General features: G+C 67.2%; 30 protein-coding genes and 1 pseudogene. 2 read left to right on the forward strand and 29 right to left on the reverse strand.

Annotation, left to right across the window (positions count from 1 at the left end; all coding sequences use genetic code 11):
- Together AB0O34_RS17525 and AB0O34_RS17530 are read left to right on the forward strand one after the other, a co-directional pair.
- A pseudogene (locus AB0O34_RS17525) lies at nt 1-701 on the forward strand (hypothetical protein); the annotation flags it as partial.
- Between the two features lie 358 nt (nt 702-1,059).
- Nucleotides 1,060-1,953 carry a hypothetical protein gene (locus AB0O34_RS17530; protein WP_363916446.1) on the forward strand — a complete coding sequence of 298 codons (894 nt, stop codon included), beginning with the start codon at nt 1,060-1,062 and terminating at the stop codon, nt 1,951-1,953.
- 153 nt (nt 1,954-2,106) lie between these two features.
- Here AB0O34_RS17530 and truA read toward each other — a convergent pair whose 3' ends face one another.
- From truA to rplB, 29 genes are all read right to left on the reverse strand, one after another.
- Nucleotides 2,107-2,988: a tRNA pseudouridine(38-40) synthase TruA gene (truA, locus tag AB0O34_RS17535; protein WP_363916447.1), complete on the reverse strand. Its 882-nt coding sequence runs from the start codon at nt 2,986-2,988 to the stop codon at nt 2,107-2,109.
- Nucleotides 2,989-3,196: 208 nt separating this feature from the next.
- Nucleotides 3,197-3,751: a 50S ribosomal protein L17 gene (rplQ, locus tag AB0O34_RS17540; RefSeq protein WP_363916448.1), complete on the reverse strand. Its 555-nt coding sequence runs from the start codon at nt 3,749-3,751 to the stop codon at nt 3,197-3,199.
- 109 nt (nt 3,752-3,860) lie between these two features.
- Nucleotides 3,861-4,877: a DNA-directed RNA polymerase subunit alpha gene (locus AB0O34_RS17545; RefSeq protein WP_114032755.1), complete on the reverse strand. Its 1,017-nt coding sequence runs from the start codon at nt 4,875-4,877 to the stop codon at nt 3,861-3,863.
- A gap of 127 nt (nt 4,878-5,004) precedes the next feature.
- Complete coding sequence (gene rpsD / locus AB0O34_RS17550) at nt 5,005-5,631, reverse strand: 30S ribosomal protein S4 (RefSeq protein ID WP_358546905.1); 627 nt, start codon at nt 5,629-5,631, stop codon at nt 5,005-5,007.
- Nucleotides 5,632-5,651: 20 nt separating this feature from the next.
- A complete protein-coding gene (gene rpsK, locus AB0O34_RS17555; RefSeq protein ID WP_012887860.1) occupies nt 5,652-6,056 on the reverse strand; it encodes a 30S ribosomal protein S11 in 405 nt (134 codons plus the stop codon).
- A 93-nt stretch (nt 6,057-6,149) separates the two neighbouring features.
- Complete coding sequence (gene rpsM, locus AB0O34_RS17560) at nt 6,150-6,530, reverse strand: 30S ribosomal protein S13 (protein WP_262849274.1); 381 nt, start codon at nt 6,528-6,530, stop codon at nt 6,150-6,152.
- 204 nt (nt 6,531-6,734) lie between these two features.
- Entirely contained in the window at nt 6,735-6,848 is a 114-nt protein-coding gene (gene rpmJ / locus AB0O34_RS17565) for a 50S ribosomal protein L36 (RefSeq protein WP_003956441.1), read from the reverse strand.
- Nucleotides 6,849-6,954: 106 nt separating this feature from the next.
- Complete coding sequence (infA, locus tag AB0O34_RS17570; RefSeq protein ID WP_012887858.1) at nt 6,955-7,176, reverse strand: translation initiation factor IF-1; 222 nt, start codon at nt 7,174-7,176, stop codon at nt 6,955-6,957.
- Between the two features lie 647 nt (nt 7,177-7,823).
- On the reverse strand, nt 7,824-8,255 hold the full coding sequence (locus AB0O34_RS17575) for a DUF1707 domain-containing protein (RefSeq protein WP_363916449.1): 432 nt from the start codon (nt 8,253-8,255) through the stop codon (nt 7,824-7,826).
- Nucleotides 8,256-8,316: 61 nt separating this feature from the next.
- Nucleotides 8,317-9,159: a type I methionyl aminopeptidase gene (map, locus tag AB0O34_RS17580; protein WP_363916450.1), complete on the reverse strand. Its 843-nt coding sequence runs from the start codon at nt 9,157-9,159 to the stop codon at nt 8,317-8,319.
- Nucleotides 9,160-9,285: 126 nt separating this feature from the next.
- Entirely contained in the window at nt 9,286-9,939 is a 654-nt protein-coding gene (locus AB0O34_RS17585; protein WP_358546915.1) for an adenylate kinase, read from the reverse strand.
- Nucleotides 9,939-11,246 carry a preprotein translocase subunit SecY gene (secY, locus tag AB0O34_RS17590; RefSeq protein ID WP_363916451.1) on the reverse strand — a complete coding sequence of 436 codons (1,308 nt, stop codon included), beginning with the start codon at nt 11,244-11,246 and terminating at the stop codon, nt 9,939-9,941. The genes AB0O34_RS17585 and secY overlap by 1 nt, the downstream gene beginning before the upstream one ends.
- 167 nt (nt 11,247-11,413) lie before the next feature.
- Entirely contained in the window at nt 11,414-11,887 is a 474-nt protein-coding gene (rplO, locus tag AB0O34_RS17595; RefSeq protein WP_363916452.1) for a 50S ribosomal protein L15, read from the reverse strand.
- A 2-nt stretch (nt 11,888-11,889) separates the two neighbouring features.
- Entirely contained in the window at nt 11,890-12,072 is a 183-nt protein-coding gene (rpmD, locus tag AB0O34_RS17600) for a 50S ribosomal protein L30 (RefSeq protein ID WP_030451484.1), read from the reverse strand.
- Between the two features lie 3 nt (nt 12,073-12,075).
- Nucleotides 12,076-12,708 carry a 30S ribosomal protein S5 gene (gene rpsE, locus AB0O34_RS17605; protein WP_114032746.1) on the reverse strand — a complete coding sequence of 211 codons (633 nt, stop codon included), beginning with the start codon at nt 12,706-12,708 and terminating at the stop codon, nt 12,076-12,078.
- Between the two features lie 49 nt (nt 12,709-12,757).
- Nucleotides 12,758-13,138, reverse strand: a complete 381-nt coding sequence (gene rplR / locus AB0O34_RS17610) for a 50S ribosomal protein L18 (RefSeq protein WP_358546924.1) — start codon at nt 13,136-13,138, stop codon at nt 12,758-12,760.
- A 2-nt stretch (nt 13,139-13,140) separates the two neighbouring features.
- On the reverse strand, nt 13,141-13,683 hold the full coding sequence (gene rplF / locus AB0O34_RS17615) for a 50S ribosomal protein L6 (protein ID WP_363916454.1): 543 nt from the start codon (nt 13,681-13,683) through the stop codon (nt 13,141-13,143).
- A 19-nt stretch (nt 13,684-13,702) separates the two neighbouring features.
- Entirely contained in the window at nt 13,703-14,101 is a 399-nt protein-coding gene (gene rpsH, locus AB0O34_RS17620) for a 30S ribosomal protein S8 (protein WP_262849247.1), read from the reverse strand.
- Between the two features lie 176 nt (nt 14,102-14,277).
- A complete protein-coding gene (locus AB0O34_RS17625) occupies nt 14,278-14,463 on the reverse strand; it encodes a type Z 30S ribosomal protein S14 (RefSeq protein WP_248964959.1) in 186 nt (61 codons plus the stop codon).
- Nucleotides 14,463-15,038 (reverse strand): 50S ribosomal protein L5, encoded by a 576-nt coding sequence (gene rplE / locus AB0O34_RS17630; protein ID WP_363916455.1) that lies wholly within the window; start codon nt 15,036-15,038, stop codon nt 14,463-14,465. Before rplE ends, AB0O34_RS17625 begins: the two co-directional genes overlap by 1 nt.
- Complete coding sequence (gene rplX / locus AB0O34_RS17635) at nt 15,038-15,337, reverse strand: 50S ribosomal protein L24 (RefSeq protein ID WP_363916464.1); 300 nt, start codon at nt 15,335-15,337, stop codon at nt 15,038-15,040. Before rplX ends, rplE begins: the two co-directional genes overlap by 1 nt.
- A gap of 9 nt (nt 15,338-15,346) precedes the next feature.
- Nucleotides 15,347-15,715 carry a 50S ribosomal protein L14 gene (gene rplN, locus AB0O34_RS17640; RefSeq protein ID WP_203982318.1) on the reverse strand — a complete coding sequence of 123 codons (369 nt, stop codon included), beginning with the start codon at nt 15,713-15,715 and terminating at the stop codon, nt 15,347-15,349.
- Between the two features lie 148 nt (nt 15,716-15,863).
- Nucleotides 15,864-16,148, reverse strand: a complete 285-nt coding sequence (rpsQ, locus tag AB0O34_RS17645; protein ID WP_363916456.1) for a 30S ribosomal protein S17 — start codon at nt 16,146-16,148, stop codon at nt 15,864-15,866.
- Entirely contained in the window at nt 16,141-16,377 is a 237-nt protein-coding gene (rpmC, locus tag AB0O34_RS17650; RefSeq protein WP_114032840.1) for a 50S ribosomal protein L29, read from the reverse strand. Before rpmC ends, rpsQ begins: the two co-directional genes overlap by 8 nt.
- A gap of 82 nt (nt 16,378-16,459) precedes the next feature.
- The gene (gene rplP, locus AB0O34_RS17655; protein WP_184608221.1) at nt 16,460-16,879 is read right to left on the reverse strand and encodes a 50S ribosomal protein L16; all 420 of its coding nucleotides are present in this window, start codon (nt 16,877-16,879) and stop codon (nt 16,460-16,462) included.
- Between the two features lie 2 nt (nt 16,880-16,881).
- Nucleotides 16,882-17,739, reverse strand: coding sequence for a 30S ribosomal protein S3 (gene rpsC / locus AB0O34_RS17660; RefSeq protein WP_363916457.1), 858 nt, complete (start codon nt 17,737-17,739; stop codon nt 16,882-16,884).
- Nucleotides 17,739-18,107, reverse strand: a complete 369-nt coding sequence (gene rplV, locus AB0O34_RS17665; RefSeq protein ID WP_262849231.1) for a 50S ribosomal protein L22 — start codon at nt 18,105-18,107, stop codon at nt 17,739-17,741. Before rplV ends, rpsC begins: the two co-directional genes overlap by 1 nt.
- 26 nt (nt 18,108-18,133) lie before the next feature.
- Nucleotides 18,134-18,412 (reverse strand): 30S ribosomal protein S19, encoded by a 279-nt coding sequence (gene rpsS / locus AB0O34_RS17670; protein WP_248964954.1) that lies wholly within the window; start codon nt 18,410-18,412, stop codon nt 18,134-18,136.
- Between the two features lie 11 nt (nt 18,413-18,423).
- Nucleotides 18,424-19,260, reverse strand: a complete 837-nt coding sequence (gene rplB / locus AB0O34_RS17675; protein WP_248964953.1) for a 50S ribosomal protein L2 — start codon at nt 19,258-19,260, stop codon at nt 18,424-18,426.
- Between the last annotated feature and the right edge of the window lie 41 nt (nt 19,261-19,301).

The raw sequence follows: 19,301 nt of genomic DNA on the forward strand, positions 1-19,301 counted from the left end.
GGTACGCCCAGCGCGGACCCGCTCGGCACAGGTACGCCCAGCGCGGACCCGCTCGGCACAGGTACGCCCAGCGCGGACCCGCTCGGGACAGATCAGCCAAGCGCGGACGCACGTGGGACAAGCGCGTCGGGGGCGGACGCACGTGGGGCGAATGCCCTTCGGATGGAGGGGGCCGAGTCTTCTCCGGCTACGCCTCCTCCTTCGCCCTCTACCCCTTCCACGCCATCCACGCCGCCCCCTCCGCCGCCGGGGCAGCCCGGGCCGAGGCCGGCTCCGCCGATCCCCGCGCCCTCACCTCCTCCGGTGCCCGGCCCGTCCATACCGGCGCCGCGTCCCCCCGCACCCGCCACCGCCCCGGAGGCCCCGCCGGGATCCCCTGGCTCCGACCCATCCGGGCCGACGGTCAGCCGGAGGAGCCTTCCCTCGATTCCCCGGTCCCAGGCGGGGCCCCCGCCGAAGGCAGGTGCTTCACTGCCTTCGGCGCCACCACCGGGCACCCCTCTGCCTCCGGCTCCGGTGACCCTCTCCCCGCTTCCGACTCCTTCCGCCCAGGGCGCGTCCGGGGCGGGTACGGGCGCGGCCACGCCGGGGTCCGGCGCATCCGGGAAGAGCCCCGTGGCGGGGAGCCCGACGCCGGCCGGTTCCTCGAAGCCGGGACCGGCTCCTGGCACGCCCCTCCCACCGGCGCCCGTCACCAGTGACGCGCTCAAGCCCGCGCCGGCGCCCGGCACGCACAAACCACCCGCGCCAGGATCCGGGGCCGCTTCCGGCCTGCACGCCATCGCCGGTACGGGCCTCCAGAGCGCCCCTGGCACCGGTGTTCAGAGCGCCTCCGGCGTCCAGACCCCATCCGGTACGGCCGCTCAAAGCGCCTCCGGTGTCCAGCCGGGCGCTCAAGGCACCTCTGGAGTCCAGTCCCCGTCCAGTCCGGGGGCTCAAAGCGCCTCTGGTACCGGTCTTCGGGCTCTTCCGCCCGCGCCGGCTCCCGGGACTCCGCTTCCGCCGGCGCCGCGGAGCCTGTCGCCCCTCGGACCTCCTCCGCTTTCGGGCCTTTCCGGGGTGGGCGCCTCCTCGACCGCCGTGGCCAAGTCCGACACGTCCAAGCCAAGCGCCTTCAACGCGGAACGGCCGCCGTCTGCGCCCGTGGTAGAGCGCGCGCCGTTCGTCCCCCCGGGCGCCGTCCCTCCCGAGCCGCCCCCCGCTCCGAGCTCCGAGAAGCCCGCGGGCGGCTCCGGGAAGAAGATCGTGCTGGCCGCCGGGGTGGCGGTGGCGGTGGCCGTCATCGGCACCGCCGCCTTCTTCGGCTACCGCAACTACAACGGTGAGCCGGCGCCGGTGGCCCTGCCGACCCCGATCCCGTCCGTGGACGCCGAACTGCCCGACCCCGCCGAGTCGGTCACGGCCGAGCCGACGCCCGTCACGACGACCGTGCTCAACTCCGAGGAGACAGACCCGAAGAAGCTCACGCTCAAGGAGGCGTTCGCGCGGCAGCGCGTGAGCATCGGAGGACGCGCGTACACGCGTACCAAGGTCGACATCACGGCCCGGTGCGACAGGGTCGCCGTGGGCACGTTCGCCACGGCCCTGAAGCGCCAGAAGTGCAGCCGCGTGCTGAGGGCGACCTACGTCGACAGCAAGCGGCGTTACGCGGTGACGACGGGCATCGCCGTGTTCCCGACCAAGGAAGCGGCCGTCGCGGCGGACAAGAAGAAGAACCTGGCCAAGACCGTGTGGTTCCGCGGCCTCGCGGGCAACAGCGGAACCGGCGCGGACAAGGCGGACATCTCCGGTGGCTACGCCGCCGGGCTCGTCTGGGGCCGCTACATCGTCTTCAGCTTCGCCACCTACAGCGACGGCCACACGCCGACCGGCCAGGAGAAGGACCTCGGGCCGGTGAGCGGCGCCTTCCGCGACTACACCGCCCACGTGATCGAAAAGCGCGTCACCGGCTGACGCTCGGCACGTCCCCCCGCCGGTCACCCGCGACGCGAGCCGCCTGTACCGACCGGCGAGGGGACACCTCAGCCAAAGCCGGCCCGGACTCGGGCCAAACCAGGCTCAGACCAGGGCGAAGCCGATCAGGAGCCTCAGCCGGGCCGACACCGCTCAGTGATCGAGCGTGCGCACGCGCCGGGTCAGCTGGGCACGACTGGTGAGCCGACCGGCCTCGGGGTAGCGGACCTCTTCCAGGCACAGGCCATGCGCCGGGGCGACGTTGACCCCTGCCGCCCGTACCCCGTTCACGAGCACTTCCCCGGGCCACTCGACAGGCTGATGCCCCTCGCCGACCGGAATCAGGGATCCCACCAGGGCCCGCACCATGGAGTGGCAGAAGGCGTCCGCGACCACGGTCGCCACGAGCAGCCCGGCGTCGTCCCGCGCCCATTCCAGCCGCTGGAGCTCCCGGATGGTCGTCGCGCCGTCGCGTCGCTTGCAGAACGCGGCGAAGTCGTGCTCGCCCAGCAGGCGCGCGGCAGCCGCGTTCATGCGGTCCATGTCGAGCGGACGGGCGTGCCAGAGGACCTCCCTCCTGCGCAGAGGGTCGGCTCCTCCTGGGGCGTCGCAGATACGATACGCGTAACGCCGAGAGAGGGCGGAGAATCGGGCGTCGAAGCCCTCAGGGGCCTCTGTGACCGAGTGAACCCGCACATCCGAAGGAAGTACGCCCGCGAGGCGTCGCATGAGCGCAGAGAGGCGCTCAGCCATGCTCATGAGCTCCCCAGCGCCGGCCCTCCGGCCCTCCACCGCCTTCAGGGACTCAAGGGGCAGGTCCACGTGGGCCACCTGCCCGCGCGCGTGCACCCCCGCGTCCGTACGCCCGGCGACCGTCAGGGAGGGAGCGGGGTCGAGGCGGAGGACGCGGCCGAGCGCCGCCTCCAGCTCGCCTTGCACGGTACGCCGCCCCGGTTGGCGCGCCCATCCAGAGAAGTCCGTGCCGTCGTAGGCCAGATCGAGCCGGAGCCTGCCCGTCGCGGTCTCCGTTCCCATCGTCTCCACCACGCTGGTCCGGCCTCCTCTCCTACCGTTCACAACGTTCAACGGGCCTGGACCGCCGGCCGGTCTCACCGTTCCATCGTCATCCCGCGCGACGGCCGATCGCCAACGCGAAGGGCCCAGCACACCGGTCGGTGCGCTGGGCCCGTTCACGATCATCATCCGGCCGGGGACGAGAATCCCTGGCCTTACCGCCCCGAGATCAGGCCTCGTCCTTCTTGGACTCGCTCTTCTCGTCGGCGGGGGCCTCGTCGGCCGGGGTCTCGTCGACCTTGTCGGCCGGCGCCTCGTCGGTCTCCGTCGCGGGGACGTCGTTCTCAGGGAGCTCGACGACCTCCTCGGCGGGGGCGGGGGCCGGAGCGGCGGCGGGCGCCGTGCGGCCCACGCTGACCGCGTTCAGCGGCTCGGCCACCAGCTCGATCAGCGCCATGGGGGCGTTGTCGCCCTTACGCGGGCCGAGCTTGGTGATGCGGGTGTAGCCACCGGGACGCTCGGCGAACGTCGGAGCGATCTCGGTGAACAGGTGGTGGACGACGCCCTTGTCCTTGACCACGGCCAGGACCTGGCGGCGGTTGTGGATGTCGCCCTTCTTGGCCTTGGTGATCAGGCGCTCGGCCACGGGCCGGAGGCGCTTGGCCTTGGTCTCGGTGGTGCGGATGCGGCCGTGCTGGAACAGCTGAGTGGCGAGGTTCGCCAGGATCAGCCGCTCGTGGGCCGGGCTACCACCAAGACGTGCGCCCTTGGCTGGCTTGGGCATGGTCGTTCTCCTTTGGGATAACCCGCTCCGGCCGTATCAGGTACCGGAGTCGGGCCGGGAGCCTCGGACGAGGCTCCCGTTGTCAGAAAAGCGGTGGAGCCGGAGCCGATCAGTACTGCTCGGTCTCCACGTAACGGGCGTCGTCGTCGTCGTAGTCGCCACCGGCGACGGCCGTCGGGTCGAACCCGGGCGGGGAGTCCTTGAGCGCGAGCGTCATCTCGTGCAGCTTCTGCTTGACCTCTTCGATCGACTTGGCGCCGAAATTCCTTATATCGAGTAGGTCCTGCTCGCTGCGCGCGACCAGCTCGCCCACAGTGTGGATGCCCTCGCGCTTGAGGCAGTTGTAGGAGCGGACCGTGAGGTTCAGCTCCTCGATCGGCAGCGCCAGGTCGGCGGCGAGAGCCGCGTCCGTCGGCGACGGGCCGATGTCGATGCCCTCGGCCTCGACGTTGAGCTCGCGGGCCAGGCCGAACAGCTCGACCAGGGTCTTGCCGGCGGAGGCCACCGCGTCGCGGGGCTTCATCGACGGCTTGGTCTCGACGTCCAGGATCAGACGGTCGAAGTCGGTGCGCTGCTCGACTCGGGTGGCCTCGACCTTGTAGGTCACCTTGAGAACCGGCGAGTAGATCGAGTCGACGGGAACGCGACCGATCTCCTGGCCGGGCTGCTTGTTCTGGGCGGCGGAGACGTAGCCGCGACCGCGCTCGACGGTCAGCTCCATCTCCAGCTTCGCCTTGCCGTTCAGCGTGGCGATGTGCAGGTCGGGGTTGTGCACCTCGACGCCCGCGGGCGGCGCGATGTCGGCCGCGGTGACCTCACCCGGGCCCTGCTTGCGGAGGTACATCACGACCGGCTCGTCGTGCTCGGACGAGACGACCAGGGCCTTGAGGTTCAGGATGATGTCGGTGACGTCTTCCTTGACCCCGGGCACGGTCGAGAACTCGTGCAGCACGCCCTCGATGCGGATGCTCGTGACCGCCGCCCCCGGGATGGAGGACAGCAGTGTGCGGCGCAGCGAGTTGCCGATGGTGTAGCCGAAGCCCGGCTCCAGCGGCTCGATGACGAACCGGGACCTGGTCTCCTCGATCGACTCCTCGAGGAGGGACGGGCGCTGTGCGATCAGCATTTGGGTTCTCCCCTGGTTCCGCGGGGCCCGCTATTTGACCACCGCGACGGTGTACTTCGTTTCCTGCCTGAAGCTGTACGGCCTCCGAGAAGGCCGTACAACCCCTTGACAGACTATGCGCGAGCTCCTACTTGGAGTAGAGCTCGACGATCAGCTGCTCCTGGACCTGGGTGTCGATCTGCTGACGCACCGGGAGCTGGTGCACGAGGACACGCAGCTTGTCCGGAACGACGCCGAGCCAGGCCGGGACGGTGCGGTCGCCCGTGGTGGCGCGAGCCACCTCGTACGGCATCAGGTTCCGGGACTTCTCACGGACCTCGACGATGTCGTGCTCGCGGACGCGGTAGGACGGGATGTCCACCTTCTTGCCGTTGACCAGGATGTGGCCGTGGCGAACCTGCTGGCGGGCGGCGTCACGCGAGACGGCGAGGCCGGCGCGGAAGACGACGTTGTCCAGACGGCTCTCCAGGATCTGGAGAAGGTTCTCACCGGTCTTACCGGACTTGCGGTTGGCTTCCTCGTAGTAATTACGGAACTGCTTCTCGAGGATGCCGTAGATGCGACGCGTCTTCTGCTTCTCGCGAAGCTGGAGCTGGTACTCAGACTCCTTGGGACGGCCGCGGCCGTGCTCACCCGGAGGGTAAGGACGGATCTCGATCGGGCACTTGGGGGACTCACACTTGGCGCCCTTGAGGAAGAGCTTGGTCTTCTCACGGCGGCAGAGCTTGCAGTCCGCTCCGGTGTAACGAGCCATTTCTCTATATCTCCTGGGCCTCAGACGCGGCGGCGCTTGGGCGGACGGCAACCGTTGTGGGGAACCGGGGTGACATCCTGGATGGAACCCACCTCCAGGCCGGTGGCCTGGAGGGACCGGATGGCGGTCTCGCGACCGGAACCGGGGCCCTTCACGAAGACGTCGACCTTGCGCATGCCGTGCTCCATGGCCCGGCGCGCGGCGTTCTCCGCGGCCATCTGCGCCGCGAACGGCGTGGACTTGCGGGAGCCCTTGAATCCGACGTGGCCGGCGCTGGCCCAGGAGATCACGTTCCCGCTCGGGTCGGTGATCGAAACGATCGTGTTGTTGAACGTGCTCTTGATGTGGGCGTGCCCGTGAGCGACGTTCTTCTTTTCCTTGCGGCGCACCTTCTTCGGTGCACCCTGGCGGCTCTTCGGAGGCATGTAGCGCTATCTCCTGAGGTGGTCGGTCCTGCTGCGTGGACGGGGGCGATGCGTCGGGCCCTTGCCGGGCCCGGCTCGGCGCCCCGTCGCGGACTACTTCTTGCCGGGCTTCTTCTTGCCGGCCACGGTCTTCTTCTTGCCCTTACGGGTGCGCGCGTTGGTCTGCGTACGCTGACCGTGCACGGGAAGACCACGACGGTGTCGGATGCCCTGGTAGCAGCCGATTTCGATCTTGCGACGGATGTCGGCCTGAACCTCGCGACGAAGGTCACCTTCGATCTTGAAGGTGGCCTCGATGTAGTCACGCAGCGGCACCAGCTCGGTGTCGGACAGCTGGTGGACGCGAAGGTCCCCGCTGATCCCCGTGACGCTCAGGACCTCCTGAGCGCGGCTGCGGCCGATTCCGTAGATGTAGGTGAGAGCGATCTCCAGCCGCTTGTCGCGGGGGAGGTCGACGCCAACCAGGCGAGCCATGGTCGGGCATTCTCCTTCGTTATGGCGGAGGTCCTGCGCGTCACTGCCCCTCCCCATGCCCGGGGTGAGGGCCTCGGCCTCCGACCGAGGGTCGCCCGCGCGGTTCGGCGTGATGCCGCCTTCGCGGGTGTGATGCGCGATTACATTTGCTCCGGGCCCGGCCCGCCTCGCCCACTAGTGGCTCGGCGCCCTGCCCGGCCGCGATCAGCCCTGGCGCTGCTTGTGGCGCAGGTTGTCGCAGATCACCATGACGCGACCGTGCCGGCGGATCACCTTGCACTTGTCGCAGATCTTCTTGACGCTCGGCTTGACCTTCATAGTCCCTGTCGTTCCTCAGACGGCCCGCCCGCCGGCGCCACTCGGTCGAACAGCCGCACCGTGCGTCGCACGGGCGGCCGGTCTTCCTCGCTGCCGGGAAGGGGGCTTACTTGTATCGGTAGACGATCCGCCCACGACTGAGGTCGTAGGGGCTCAGTTCAACGACAACCCTGTCGTCCGGGAGGATTCGGATGTAGTGCATCCGCATCCGTCCGCTGATGTGGGCCAGGACCTTATGGCCGTTGTCGAGTTGCACCCGGAACATCGCGTTCGGGAGCGACTCAACCACAGTGCCCTCGATCTCGATGGCGCCGTCCTTCTTGGCCATGTCCCTCGCGTTTCACTGATCGGTCGTCTGAGGTATCGGAACACTACGCAGCCGCGACCTAGAGCACGCTTGAGGATGCGGCGATGCATGGACCGCCGACGCGCAATGGTCATAGTGAACCGACAAAGGAGTGTACGACAACCGGCGAGGAATTGCGAAACGCCTGGCGCTTGTCCGGACACAACCGACTACTAGCGTACCCCAGACCGCCCGCGTGGTAGGACGCCCCGCCGCACGCCATCAGGCAAGAGATGTACACGCCTGAGCAGGTAGTGGCGGGTGTGAGCGGGGACGCGCCCACCCGGCGCTCGGTACCGCCGATACCTGGTCCAGGGTGGGCGCGTGCTCATGGGTCGGGGGATGCGGGGGCTCACGGCGCCCCCTGGCCGCTGTTGTCCGATAAAGATCACTTACCCGGCTTCACCCCGGGAAACTGCCATCAGCGGTAAAGGCTCCGTCCAATGCCCGTGAACACGACAAGAGCGGGCGCTCCCAGGAAGCACCCGCTCTCGTTACCCCGCCTCATGTAGCGGTGCCGGCCGCGGTCGTTGCCGCTCGTTCCGGACATCGCTCACGCTATGGAGAGCAAAGGTTCTGTTCTGCGTACGAATCCACACTCGGCGCCGAACGTGCAGAAGGGGTTGCCCCTAGCGCTTCTTCCCGTCATTCTTCGAGCCCGAGCCGAAGAGCGTGCTGACCAGCAGGATCGCCCCCCATGGGCCCGCCACCCACATCGGCCAGAAATATCCGCCGAAGTCGGTGAGGGCCCAGATGACCGAGGTCACGGCGACCGCGGTGGCCCAGGCCCCCCAGGCCGCCCTGAGACCCTTGTCGTCCCCCTTGTGATCGGGACGCTTCGCCGGCGGCTGGGCCGTGGCGGGCCGCGCGCGCAGGTCGATATCGGGCAGGTCCGCGGTCAGCTTCTGCAGGTCGCCGAAGGTCCTGCCCGCGTACACCAACTCAAGGCGCTCGTTGAACTCGTCCATCGTGAGCCTGCCCTCGGCGCAGTGCTCGCGGAGGGCGGCCGCGACCCTGTCCCTGTCGCCGTCGGACGCCCTCATATCCGGTGTGGCCGCCATCGTCCTCAACTCCCGTGCAGACGTCCGCCGTGGGAGGCCGCCCGCTAACGGTCAAGGGAGCTCACCACTCCGCCTTGCCGTCGGTGACGACTTCCCCTCCAAGCAGTTCGCTAAGCCGTGCTTTACCCCCATCAATGGCGGTAAGCACCCAAGGACCATTATCAGTCACCGCGACGCTGTGCTCGAAGTGCGCGGACGCCTTTCCGTCGATCGTCACGACGGTCCACTCGTCCGACAGCACCCTGGTGCGGTCGGTACCGAGGTTGACCATCGGCTCGACGGCGAAGCACATGCCCGCCTCGAAGCGCGGGCCCCTGCCCGGCTTGCCATGGTTCGCCACCCACGGGTCCATGTGCATCTCGGTGCCGATGCCGTGCCCGCCGTACTCCTGAGGGATGCCGTAGCGGCCCTGAGAGCGCACGTAACGCTCTACTTCATGGCCGATGTCGGACAGGTGCCCCCCGATGGCCAGGGCCGCGATACCACGCCACATAGCCTCCTCGGTCACCCGCATCAGCTCGGTGAGCTTCGGGTCGACCTCGCCGACGCCCATCGTGATCGCCGAGTCACCGTGCCACCCGTCGAGGATCGCGCCGCAGTCGATGGAGATGACGTCGCCCTCGGCCAGGGGCCGGCGGTCGCTCGGAATCCCGTGGACCACCTCCTCGTTGACCGAGGCGCAGATGGTCGCGGGGAAGCCCTGGTAGCCCTTGAACGACGGGATGGCGCCCTCGTCGCGAATCGCCTTCTCGGCGATCGCGTCCAGGTCGAGCGGCGTCATCCCCGGACGCACCGAGCTCCGCAGCAGTTCGAGCGTGCGCCCGACCACGAGGCCGGCGGCCCGCATCTTCTCCACCTGCGCAGGTGTCTTGATCTGAATCCCGTGCTTGTTCTTCTTGAACACTTACTGGCACCCCCTGGGGTGAAATAACGGACGGCGCGGCATCCCAATTCCCCCGATTGTCCCCCAACAAGCCAAACGCCACCCCTGGGAAAGAACCCCAGACGTGGCGTTAGGCGGTGAAATATGTCAGTCGACGAAGCGGCGCAACTCCGCCATCGCGCGCTGTGTGATCTCCTCGACCGGTCCGGTGGCGTCGACCCCCTGGAGGATCCCCTCATCCGCGTAGAACGAGATGAGCGGAGAGGTCTGCTCCTGGTAGACCTCCAGACGGTGGCGGATGGTGTCTTCCCGGTCGTCGTCCCGCTGGAAAAGCTCACCGCCGCAGGCGTCGCAGACGCCCTCCTTGGAGGACGGGTCGAACACCACGTGCCACACCTTGCCGCAGGAACGGCAGGTGCGGCGCCCGGCGAGGCGGCGCACGACCTCCTCGTCGTCGACGACGAGCTCGAGCACGGCGTCGAGCGACGTGCCGAACTCGGCCAGCATCTTGTTGAGGATCTGGGCCTGTGGCACGTTGCGCGGGAAGCCGTCGAGCAGGAAACCCTCCTGCGCGTCGGCCTCCCCGAGTCGATCGCGGACCATGGCGACGGTCACCTCGTCGGGTACGAGGTCGCCACGGTCCATGTACTCCTTGGCAAGCTTGCCGAGTTCCGTGCCGCCCGACACGTTGGCACGGAAAATGTCACCTGTCGAGATCTTCGGGATGGACAGGTTCGATGCGATGAACTGGGCCTGTGTCCCCTTGCCCGCTCCGGGGGGCCCGACCAGGACGACGCGCACTACTTGAGGAAGCCCTCGTAGTTCCGCTGCTGCAGCTGGCTCTCGATCTGCTTCACGGTGTCCAGCCCAACACCAACCATGATCAGAATGCTCGTGCCTCCGAACGGGAAGTTCTGGCTCGCTCCTGCCACCGCCAGCGCGATGATCGGCACCATGGAGATCAGGCCCAGATACAGCGAACCGGGGGCGGTCAACCGGGTGAGAACGTAGTTGAGGTACTCGGCGGTCGGCCGTCCCGGGCGGATGCCCGGGATGAATCCACCGTACTTCTTCATGTTGTCGGCGACTTCAACGGGGTTGAAGGTGATGGACACGTAGAAGTAGGTGAAGAAGATGATCAGCACGAAGAACGTGGCCATGTAGACCGGGTGGTCGCCACGGACGAAGTTCTGCGCCAGCCACTGGACGACCGCGCCGGGGTTCTCCTTGTTGCCGAACAGCGACACAACGAGCTGCGGGAGGTAGAGCAGCGAAGAGGCGAAGATGACCGGGATGATGCCCGCCTGGTTCACCTTCAAGGGGATGTAGGTCGAGGTCCCGCCGTACATCCGGCGGCCCACCATGCGTTTGGCGTACTGCACCGGGATGCGGCGCTGCGCCTGCTCGACGAACACCACCGCGGCGATCATGAACACACCGACCACCATCACCACGACGAAGGTGAAGGCGTTCTGGCGGAAGATGTTCAGGAGCTCCGACGGGAAAACCGCGATGACCTGGGTGAAGATCAGGATCGACATGCCGTTGCCGACACCGCGGTCGGTGACGAGCTCGCCGAGCCACATGATCACGGAGGTGCCGGCCGTCATCACGATCACCATCGTCACAATGGTGAATGCGTCGTTGTTGATGAGAAGCGGCTGGCGGCAGTTCGGGAACAGCTGCCCGGTACGCGCGAGCGCCACGAACGCGGTCGACTGCAGGATCGCGAGGCCGATGGTCAGGTAACGCGTGTACTGCGTGATCTTCGTGTTGCCGGCCTGGCCTTCCTTCTTGAGTGCCTCAAGTCGGGGGATGACCACAGTGAGCAGCTGCAAGATGATGCTGGATGTGATGTACGGCATGATGCCGAGCGCGAAGACTGAAAGTTTCAGCAGCGCGCCGCCACTGAACAGCTGCACCATGCCATAGATGTTGGCGGCGTCGCTCGACTGCGCCTCTTTCAAACACTGCTGGACATTGATCGTGTTCACACCGGGGGTCGGCAGCACCGAGCCCAGCCGGAACAACACGATGATGCCCAATGTGAAGAGCAACTTGTTGCGCAGGTCGGGCGTACGGAACGCCCGGGTAATCGCGGTCAGCACGGCCCCTCCTGCGCGCCTGAAAGGCGGTATCGGTCAGCGAAGGTCTGGGAGTGATCCATCGGCACATCTCTGGTCAACGAGCCCTGGACAGCCTTCTGTCCAGCGCACTCTAACGCACTACGGGCGCGGTGGCTCTCTGTGAGCCCCCGCGCCTCGTATTGCCCTGCCTACAGCTCGGTGACGGCGCCACCGGCCGCAGCGATCTTCTCCTTCGCGGAGGCGGAGAAAGCGTGCGCCTGCACGTTCAACGCCACCGAGATGTCGCCGGTTCCCAGGATCTTGACCGGCTGGTTCTTACGGACCGCACCCCGCTCGACCAGCGTCTCCACGCTGACGTCGCCGCCATCGGGGAACAGCTCGCCGAGCCTGTCCAGGTTGACGACCTGGTAGGTCGTCTTGAACATGGCGTTCGAGAAGCCCTTCAGCTTCGGCAGCCGCCGCTGGAGCGGAACCTGGCCACCCTCGAAGCCGAGAGGAACACTCGTACGGGACTTGGTGCCCTTGGTGCCACGACCGGACGTCTTGCCCTTGGACGCCTCGCCACGGCCCTTGCGGACCTTGGACTTGTTGGCGCCGGGAGCCGGACGCAGGTGGTGGATGCGCAGCGGCGTACCGCCGCCGTTGTTCTCAGCGTTAGCCATGACTAGTCGACCTCTTCCACCTCGACGAGGTGCGTCACCACGGCGACCATCCCCCGGATCTCCGGGCGGTCCTCCTTGACGACGACGTCGCCGATTCGCTTCAGGCCCAGCGAGCGCAGCGAGTCACGCTGGTTCTGCTTGCCACCGATCTTCGATCGGGTCTGGGTGATCTTGAGACGAGCCATCGGCTAGCTCACCGCCTTCGCCGCCGCGGCGGCCTCGGCGATGCCTTCGGCACGGGCCTTGAGCATGCGCACGGGGGCGACGTGCTCGATCGGCAGTCCACGGCGGGCGGCGATCTCCTCGGGCCTGCTGAGGCCCTTCAGAGCCGCCACGGTGGCGTGGACGATGTTGATCGGGTTGTCCGAGCCGAGCGACTTGGACAGCACGTCGTGGATCCCGGCGCACTCCAGGACGGCGCGCACAGGACCACCCGCGATGACACCGGTACCGGGCGAGGCCGGACGCAGGAGAACGACGCCGGCGGCGTCCTCACCCTGCACGGTGTGAGGGATGGTGCCCTGGATGCGCGGCACCTTGAAGAAGTGCTTCTTGGCCTCCTCGACGCCCTTGGCGATCGCCGCGGGCACCTCCTTGGCCTTGCCGTATCCGACACCGACCAGGCCGTTGCCGTCACCGACGACAACCAGGGCGGTGAAGCTGAAGCGCCGACCACCCTTGACGACCTTGGCCACTCGATTGATCTTCACGACGCGCTCGATGTACGAGACGCCCTTCTCGGCAGCGCCGCCGCGGCGATCGTCGCGACGGTCACGCCGCTCACCACCGCCGCCGGCACCGCGACGCGGAGCTGCAGCCATCAGTGGTTCCTCTCCTCGTTGCTCTTGATTGCGATCCTGGCTGGAGACATCAGAACTCCAGCCCGCCTTCTCGGGCGCTGTCCGCGAGGGCCGCGATGCGGCCCGCGTAGCGGTTGCCACCACGGTCGAGGACGACAGCGGTGATCCCGGCGGCCTTGGCCCGCTGAGCGAGGAGCTCGCCGACCTTCTTAGCCTTGTCCGTCTTGGTGCCCTCGCCGGTACGGAGCGAGGCGTCCAGCGTGGACGCGCTCACCAGCGTGTGACCGGCGGTGTCGTCGACGATCTGCACGAACAGGTGACGCGCGGAGCGGTTGACGACGAGACGCGGGCGGGCCGGCGAGCCGACGACCTTCTTGCGGACACGGCGGTGACGGCGCGAGCGCGAGAGCGCACGCGCGGCCGTGTGCTTGGCAACCTTGGTGAAGGCCATGACTACTTACCAGCCTTTCCGACCTTGCGGCGGATGACTTCGCCCTGGTACCGCACACCCTTGCCCTTGTACGGGTCAGGCTTGCGCAGCTTGCGAATGTTCGCGGCGACCTCGCCGACCTTCTGCTTGTCGATGCCGTCCACGTGGAACAGGGTGGGACGGTCGACGCGGAAGGTGACGCCCTCGGGGGCGTCGACGACCACCGAGTGGCTGAAGCCCAGCGAGAACTCCAGCTGCGTCGGGCTCTTGGCCTGGACGCGGTAACCCACGCCGACGATCTCAAGCGTCTTGCTGTATCCCTTGGTCACGCCGTCCACCATGTTGGCGATCAGCGTGCGGGACAGCCCGTGCAGCGCACGGACCTTGTTCTCGTCGTTGGGACGTGAGACGGCGATGGTGCCGTCGTCCGCCCGAGCCACGTCGATCGGCTCGGCGACCTTGTGTGAAAGCGTGCCCTTGGGGCCCTTGACCGTGACATCCCGGCCGTCGATGGTGATGTCAACACCATTCGGTACGGGGACGGGCAGCCGTCCAATTCGCGACATGCTGAAATTCCTCCCCTCGTTACCAAACGTAGGCGAGGACTTCCCCGCCCACACCACGCTTGCCGGCCTGCCTGTCGGTCATGAGGCCACCGGACGTCGAGATGATCGCGACGCCCAGGCCGCCCAGGACCCTAGGCAGGTTGTCCTTCTTTGCATAGACCCGCAGACCGGGCTTGGAAACCCGGCGCAGGCCCGCGATAGACCGTTCACGCGTTGGCCCGAACTTGAGCTCCACCACGAGGTTCTTCCCGACCTTGGCGTCTTCGACGGCCCAGGCCTGGATGTAACCCTCCTGCTGGAGGATCTCGGCGATGTGCGCCTTGATCTTCGAGTACGGCATGGCCACGGTGTCGTGGTATGCCGAGTTCGCGTTACGCAGACGTGTCAACATGTCTGCGATCGGGTCGGTCATCGTCATGGCCGGTGGCCCTCCTCACCGCGGTTTCCCTGTGACGGGACCTACGGTGTGGTCGTGGGCGCTTGAAGCAGCGCCCGGTTGATATGACTTATGTGCACAGCGGGCCCAGGCGGGCCTTCATGTGGCGATCGCCGGTCAGCGCCGGCTACGCATCCATCAGAAGGCCCGCACGCGGGCTACCAGCTGGACTTGGTGATGCCGGGCAGCTCGCCCCGGTGCGCCATCTCGCGGAAGCACACGCGGCACAGGCCGAACTTGCGGTAGACGGCGCGAGGCCGGCCGCAGCGCGTGCACCGAGTGTACGCGCGAACGCCGAACTTGGGCTTGCGCTCGGCCTTGGCGATCAAGGACTTCTTAGCCATCAGGCCTCCTTAAAGGGGAAGCCGAGAAGCTTGAGCAGCGCCCGGCCCTGGTCGTCATTCGTGGCGGTGGTCACGACCGTGATGTCCATGCCACGCTGACGGTCGACCCGGTCGGGGTCCACCTCGTGGAACATGACCTGCTCGGTAAGACCGAAGGTGTAGTTCCCGTTGCCGTCGAACTGCTTCGGCGACAGGCCGCGGAAGTCCCGGATACGCGGAAGCGCCAGGGAGAGCAGCCGGTCGAGGAACTCCCACATGCGGTCGCCGCGAAGCGTCACGTGCGCGCCGATCGGCATGCCCTCACGCAGCTTGAACTGCGCGATGGACTTGCGGGCGTGGGCGACGGCCGGCTTCTGACCGGTGATGGCGGTGAGATCGCGCACCGCGCCCTCGATGAGCTTGGAGTCCCGAGCCGCCTCGCCGACGCCCATGTTCACCTTGATCTTGGTGAGCCTGGGGATCTGCATGGCGTTCTCGATGCCGAACTGCTCGCGCAGCTTCTCCGCGATCTCCTCGCGGTAGCGCTGCTTGAGGCGCGGCAGAGGGCGCTCGGTCTCAGTTGTGGTGGCGGTCATCAGTTGTCCTCACCCGATTCGTCGGCCTTGTCGGCCTTCTTGGCGGGCTTGTCGTCCTTCTTCGCCTCATCCTTGAGCTTCTTGACGTTGCTCACGTGGATGGGGGCCTCCATGGTCTGCACGCCGCCTTCCTTGGCGCCGCGCGGTCCCTGGTGGGTGACCTTCGAGTGCTTCTTGACCATGTTGACGCCCTCGACTATCACGCGGTCCTCGCGCGGGATAGAGAGGATCACACGACCCTTGGCACCCTTGTCCTTACCGGCGATGACCTGGACGAGGTCACCCTTCTTCACATGCAGCTTCGGCATTTACAACACCTCCGGCGCGAGCGAGATGATGCGCATGAACTTCTTCTCGCGCAGCTCGCGACCCACCGGACCGAAGATACGCGTGCCCCGAGGGTCACCGCTGTCCTTGATGATGACTGCGGCGTTCTCGTCGAAGCGGATGTAGGAGCCGTCGGGGCGGCGGCGCTCCTTGCTGGTGCGCACCACGACAGCCTTGACCACATCACCCTTTTTGACACCCGCGGCGGGAAGGGCGTCCTTCACCGTCGCGACGATGATGTCGCCGATACCCGCGTAGCGCCGACCCGAGCCGCCGAGCACGCGGATGCACAAGATCTCCTTGGCACCCGTGTTGTCGGCGACCTTGAGCCGCGACTCCTGCTGGATCACGTCAACTCCCGTGTGTCACGCCGGTTCTCATTCAGTGAGCCTGGCGGAACTAGATTCGGTCTTTACACCCTTGGTGACGGCCCTGCCGACCCCAAGGGGGGACGCCCGCGCGGGAGACCCCCTTCCGGGGGGCCTCCCGCAGAGCGACTTACTTGGCCCGCTCGAGGATCTCCACGACGCGCCACCGCTTGGTGGCCGACAGCGGCCGGGTCTCCATCAGGAGAACACGGTCGCCGACGCCGCAGGTGTTGGCCTCGTCGTGAGCCTTGTACTTGGTCGTACGGCGGATGACCTTGCCGTACAGCGGGTGCTTGACGCGGTCCTCGACGGCGACGACGACGGTCTTGTCCATCTTGTCGCTGACGACGAGACCCTCACGGGTCTTGCGGTAGTTCCGCGTCTTCTTGTCGGTGGTCTCAGTTGTCTCAGCCATCGCTCGGCTCCTTCTCGACCGTGATGATTCCGAGCTCCCGCTCGCGCATCACGGTGTAGATACGGGCGATCTCGCGGCGGACGGCACGGAGCCGCCCATGGCTTTCCAACTGACCGGTCGCCGCCTGGAAGCGGAGGTTGAACAGCTCCTCCTTGGCTTCCTTCAGCTTCTGGACCAGCTCATCCTGGTCAGAAGTCCGCAGCTCACCGGCGGTCAGGCCCTTAGCCATCACGCCTCACCCACTTCACGCTTAACGAACCGGCAGCTTTTCATCGAGCACAGCATTGGGAGCTTGTGCATCTGGCGGTGCATCAGGCCTCCCCTACTTCGCGCTTGACGAACCGGCACTTCATCGGGAGCTTGTGCATCGCACGCCGGAGGGCCTCACGGGCCACCGGCTCGGAGACACCCGAAAGCTCGAACATGACTCGGCCGGGCTTGACGTTGGCGATCCACCACTCCGGCGAACCCTTACCGGAACCCATGCGGGTCTCGGCCGGCTTCTTCGTCAGGGGACGGTCCGGGTAGATGTTGATCCACACCTTGCCGCCACGGCGGATGTGCCGGGTCATGGCGATACGAGCGGCTTCGATCTGGCGGTTGGTCACGTAGTGGTGCTCAAGCGCCTGGATGCCGAACTCGCCGAACACGACCCTGGTGCCGCCCTTGGCGGCTCCGCTGCGGTCGGGCCGGTGCTGTTTACGGTGCTTGACCCTGCGCGGGATCAGCATGGTCAGCTCCCCTCAGCACCCGGCTGCTCCGCCGGGCCGGTCTCGGGCGCCCCTGCGGGCGCGGTTGATTCGGTCTTGGGTCCACGACCGCCGCCACGGGGAGCGCCGCCGTCGCGGCCGCCACGGCCACCGCCACCGCCGCCACCCGCACCACGGCCACGCTGCGGCCGGTCGGTACGGTCGCGACGCTGGCCGGCACGCGCACCGGCGGCAGCCGCCTCGCGCTCGGCGCGGCTGGTCGGAGCCTCACCCTTGTAGATCCACACCTTCACGCCGATGCGGCCGAAGGTGGTGCGGGCCTCGTAGAAGCCGTAGTCGATGTCCGCGCGAAGGGTGTGCAGAGGCACGCGACCCTCGCGGTAGAACTCCGACCGCGACATCTCAGCGCCGCCGAGACGACCGGAGCACTGGACACGGATGCCCTTGGCGCCGCTCTTCATCGCCGACTGCATGGCCTTGCGCATCGCCCGCCGGAACGAAACCCGGCTGGACAGCTGCTCGGCCACGCCCTGGGCGACGAGCTGGGCGTCGACCTCGGGGTTCTTGACCTCGAGGATGTTCAGCTGGACCTGCTTCTTGGTCAGCTTCTCGAGGTCGCCACGGATACGGTCCGCCTCGGCGCCGCGGCGGCCGATGACGATGCCCGGCCGGGCGGTGTGGATGTCGACCTGGACTCGGTCGGTGGTCCGCTCGATCTCGACCTTGGAGATGCCGGCCCGCTCCATGCCCTTCTGCAGCATGCGGCGGATCGACACGTCTTCGGCGACGTAGGACTTGTACAGCTTGTCGGCGTACCACCGGCTCTTGAAGTCGGTCGTGATGCCGAGCCGGAACCCGTGCGGGTTAACCTTCTGGCCCACTAGCGGGTCCTTCCCTTCGGCCTGCCCTGACCTTCCGGCCGGGCTTCGACGATCACGGTGATGTGACTCGTCCTCTTGTTGATCCGATAGGCACGGCCCTGGGCACGGGGACGGAACCTCTTCAGCGTCGGGCCCTCATCGACCCACGCCCGGCTCACGACCAGCAGCTCGCGGTCGAGCTTGAAGTTGTGCTCCGCGTTCGCCATCGCGCTCGACAGCACCTTGTAAATCGGCTCGCTCGCCGCCTGGGGGGCGAACTGCAGCACGGCCTGCGCCTCCGAAGCGGGCAGCCCGCGAATAAGGTCCACCACGCGGCGGGCCTTCTGGGGCGTGACGCGGACGAACCGCGCCTGAGCCCTGGCTTCCATCGCTTACTCCTCGTTTCTAAGGCGCTTTACCGCCGGCTACGCCGGTCTTCCTTGACGTGGCTGCGGAAGGTCCGCGTAGGCGCGAACTCACCCAGCTTGTGACCGATCATCGACTCGGTGACGAACACCGGGACGTGCTTGCGCCCGTCGTGGACGGCGATCGTGTGGCCGAGCATGTCGGGCACGATCATGGAGCGCCGCGACCACGTCTTGATGACGTTTTTGGTGCCCTTTTCGTTCTGGACGTCCACCTTCTTCATAAGGTGGCCATCCACGAAAGGACCCTTCTTAAGGCTACGTGGCATTTAGGCTGCTCCTACCGCTTCTTCCTCTTGCTCCGCCGACGGATGATCAGTCGGTCGCTGGCCTTGTTGGCCTGACGGGTACGTCCCTCGGGCTTGCCCTTGGGGTTCACCGGGTGGCGACCGCCGGAGGTCTTACCCTCACCACCACCGTGCGGGTGGTCGACCGGGTTCATGGCGACACCACGAACGGTCGGGCGCTTGCCCTTCCAGCGGTTACGACCCGCCTTACCGATGTTGATGTTGGCCTGCTCGGCATTGCCGACCTGGCCCACGGAGGCGCGGCACCGCACGTCCACCTGGCGCATTTCCCCGGAGGGCATACGCAGCGTGGCGTACTGCCCCTCCTTCGCCAGGAGCTGGATCTGCGCGCCGGCGGACCGGCCCAGCTTGGCGCCGCCACCGGGCTTCAGCTCCACGGCGTGGATGAAGGTACCGGTGGGAATGTTGCGCAGCGGCAGGCAGTTGCCCGGCTTGATGTCGGCCGCGGGACCGTTCTCGATGCGGTCGCCCTGCTTGATGCCCGTCGGAGCGAGGATGTAGCGCTTCTCGCCATCCGCGTAGTGCAGGAGAGCGATGCGCGACGTGCGGTTCGGGTCGTACTCGATGTGAGCGACCTTGGCCGGAACGCCGTCCTTGTCGTGGCGCCGGAAGTCGATGATCCGGTAGGCGCGCTTGTGCCCGCCGCCCTGGTGACGCGCGGTCACCCGGCCGTGGACGTTACGACCACCCTTGCTGTGAAGGGGAGCAAGCAGCGACTTCTCCGGCGTGCTGCGCGTGATCTCGGCGAAGTCCGAGACGCTCGCGCCGCGACGACCCGGAGTCGTCGGCTTGTATTTACGGATGCCCATCTTTTTCGTTCATCCCTTGTCGATGTTGCTTGGCAATGCGC

Source organism: Sphaerisporangium sp. NPDC088356 (assembly GCF_040685555.1).
Taxonomy (GTDB): Bacteria; Actinomycetota; Actinomycetes; order Streptosporangiales; family Streptosporangiaceae; genus Sphaerisporangium.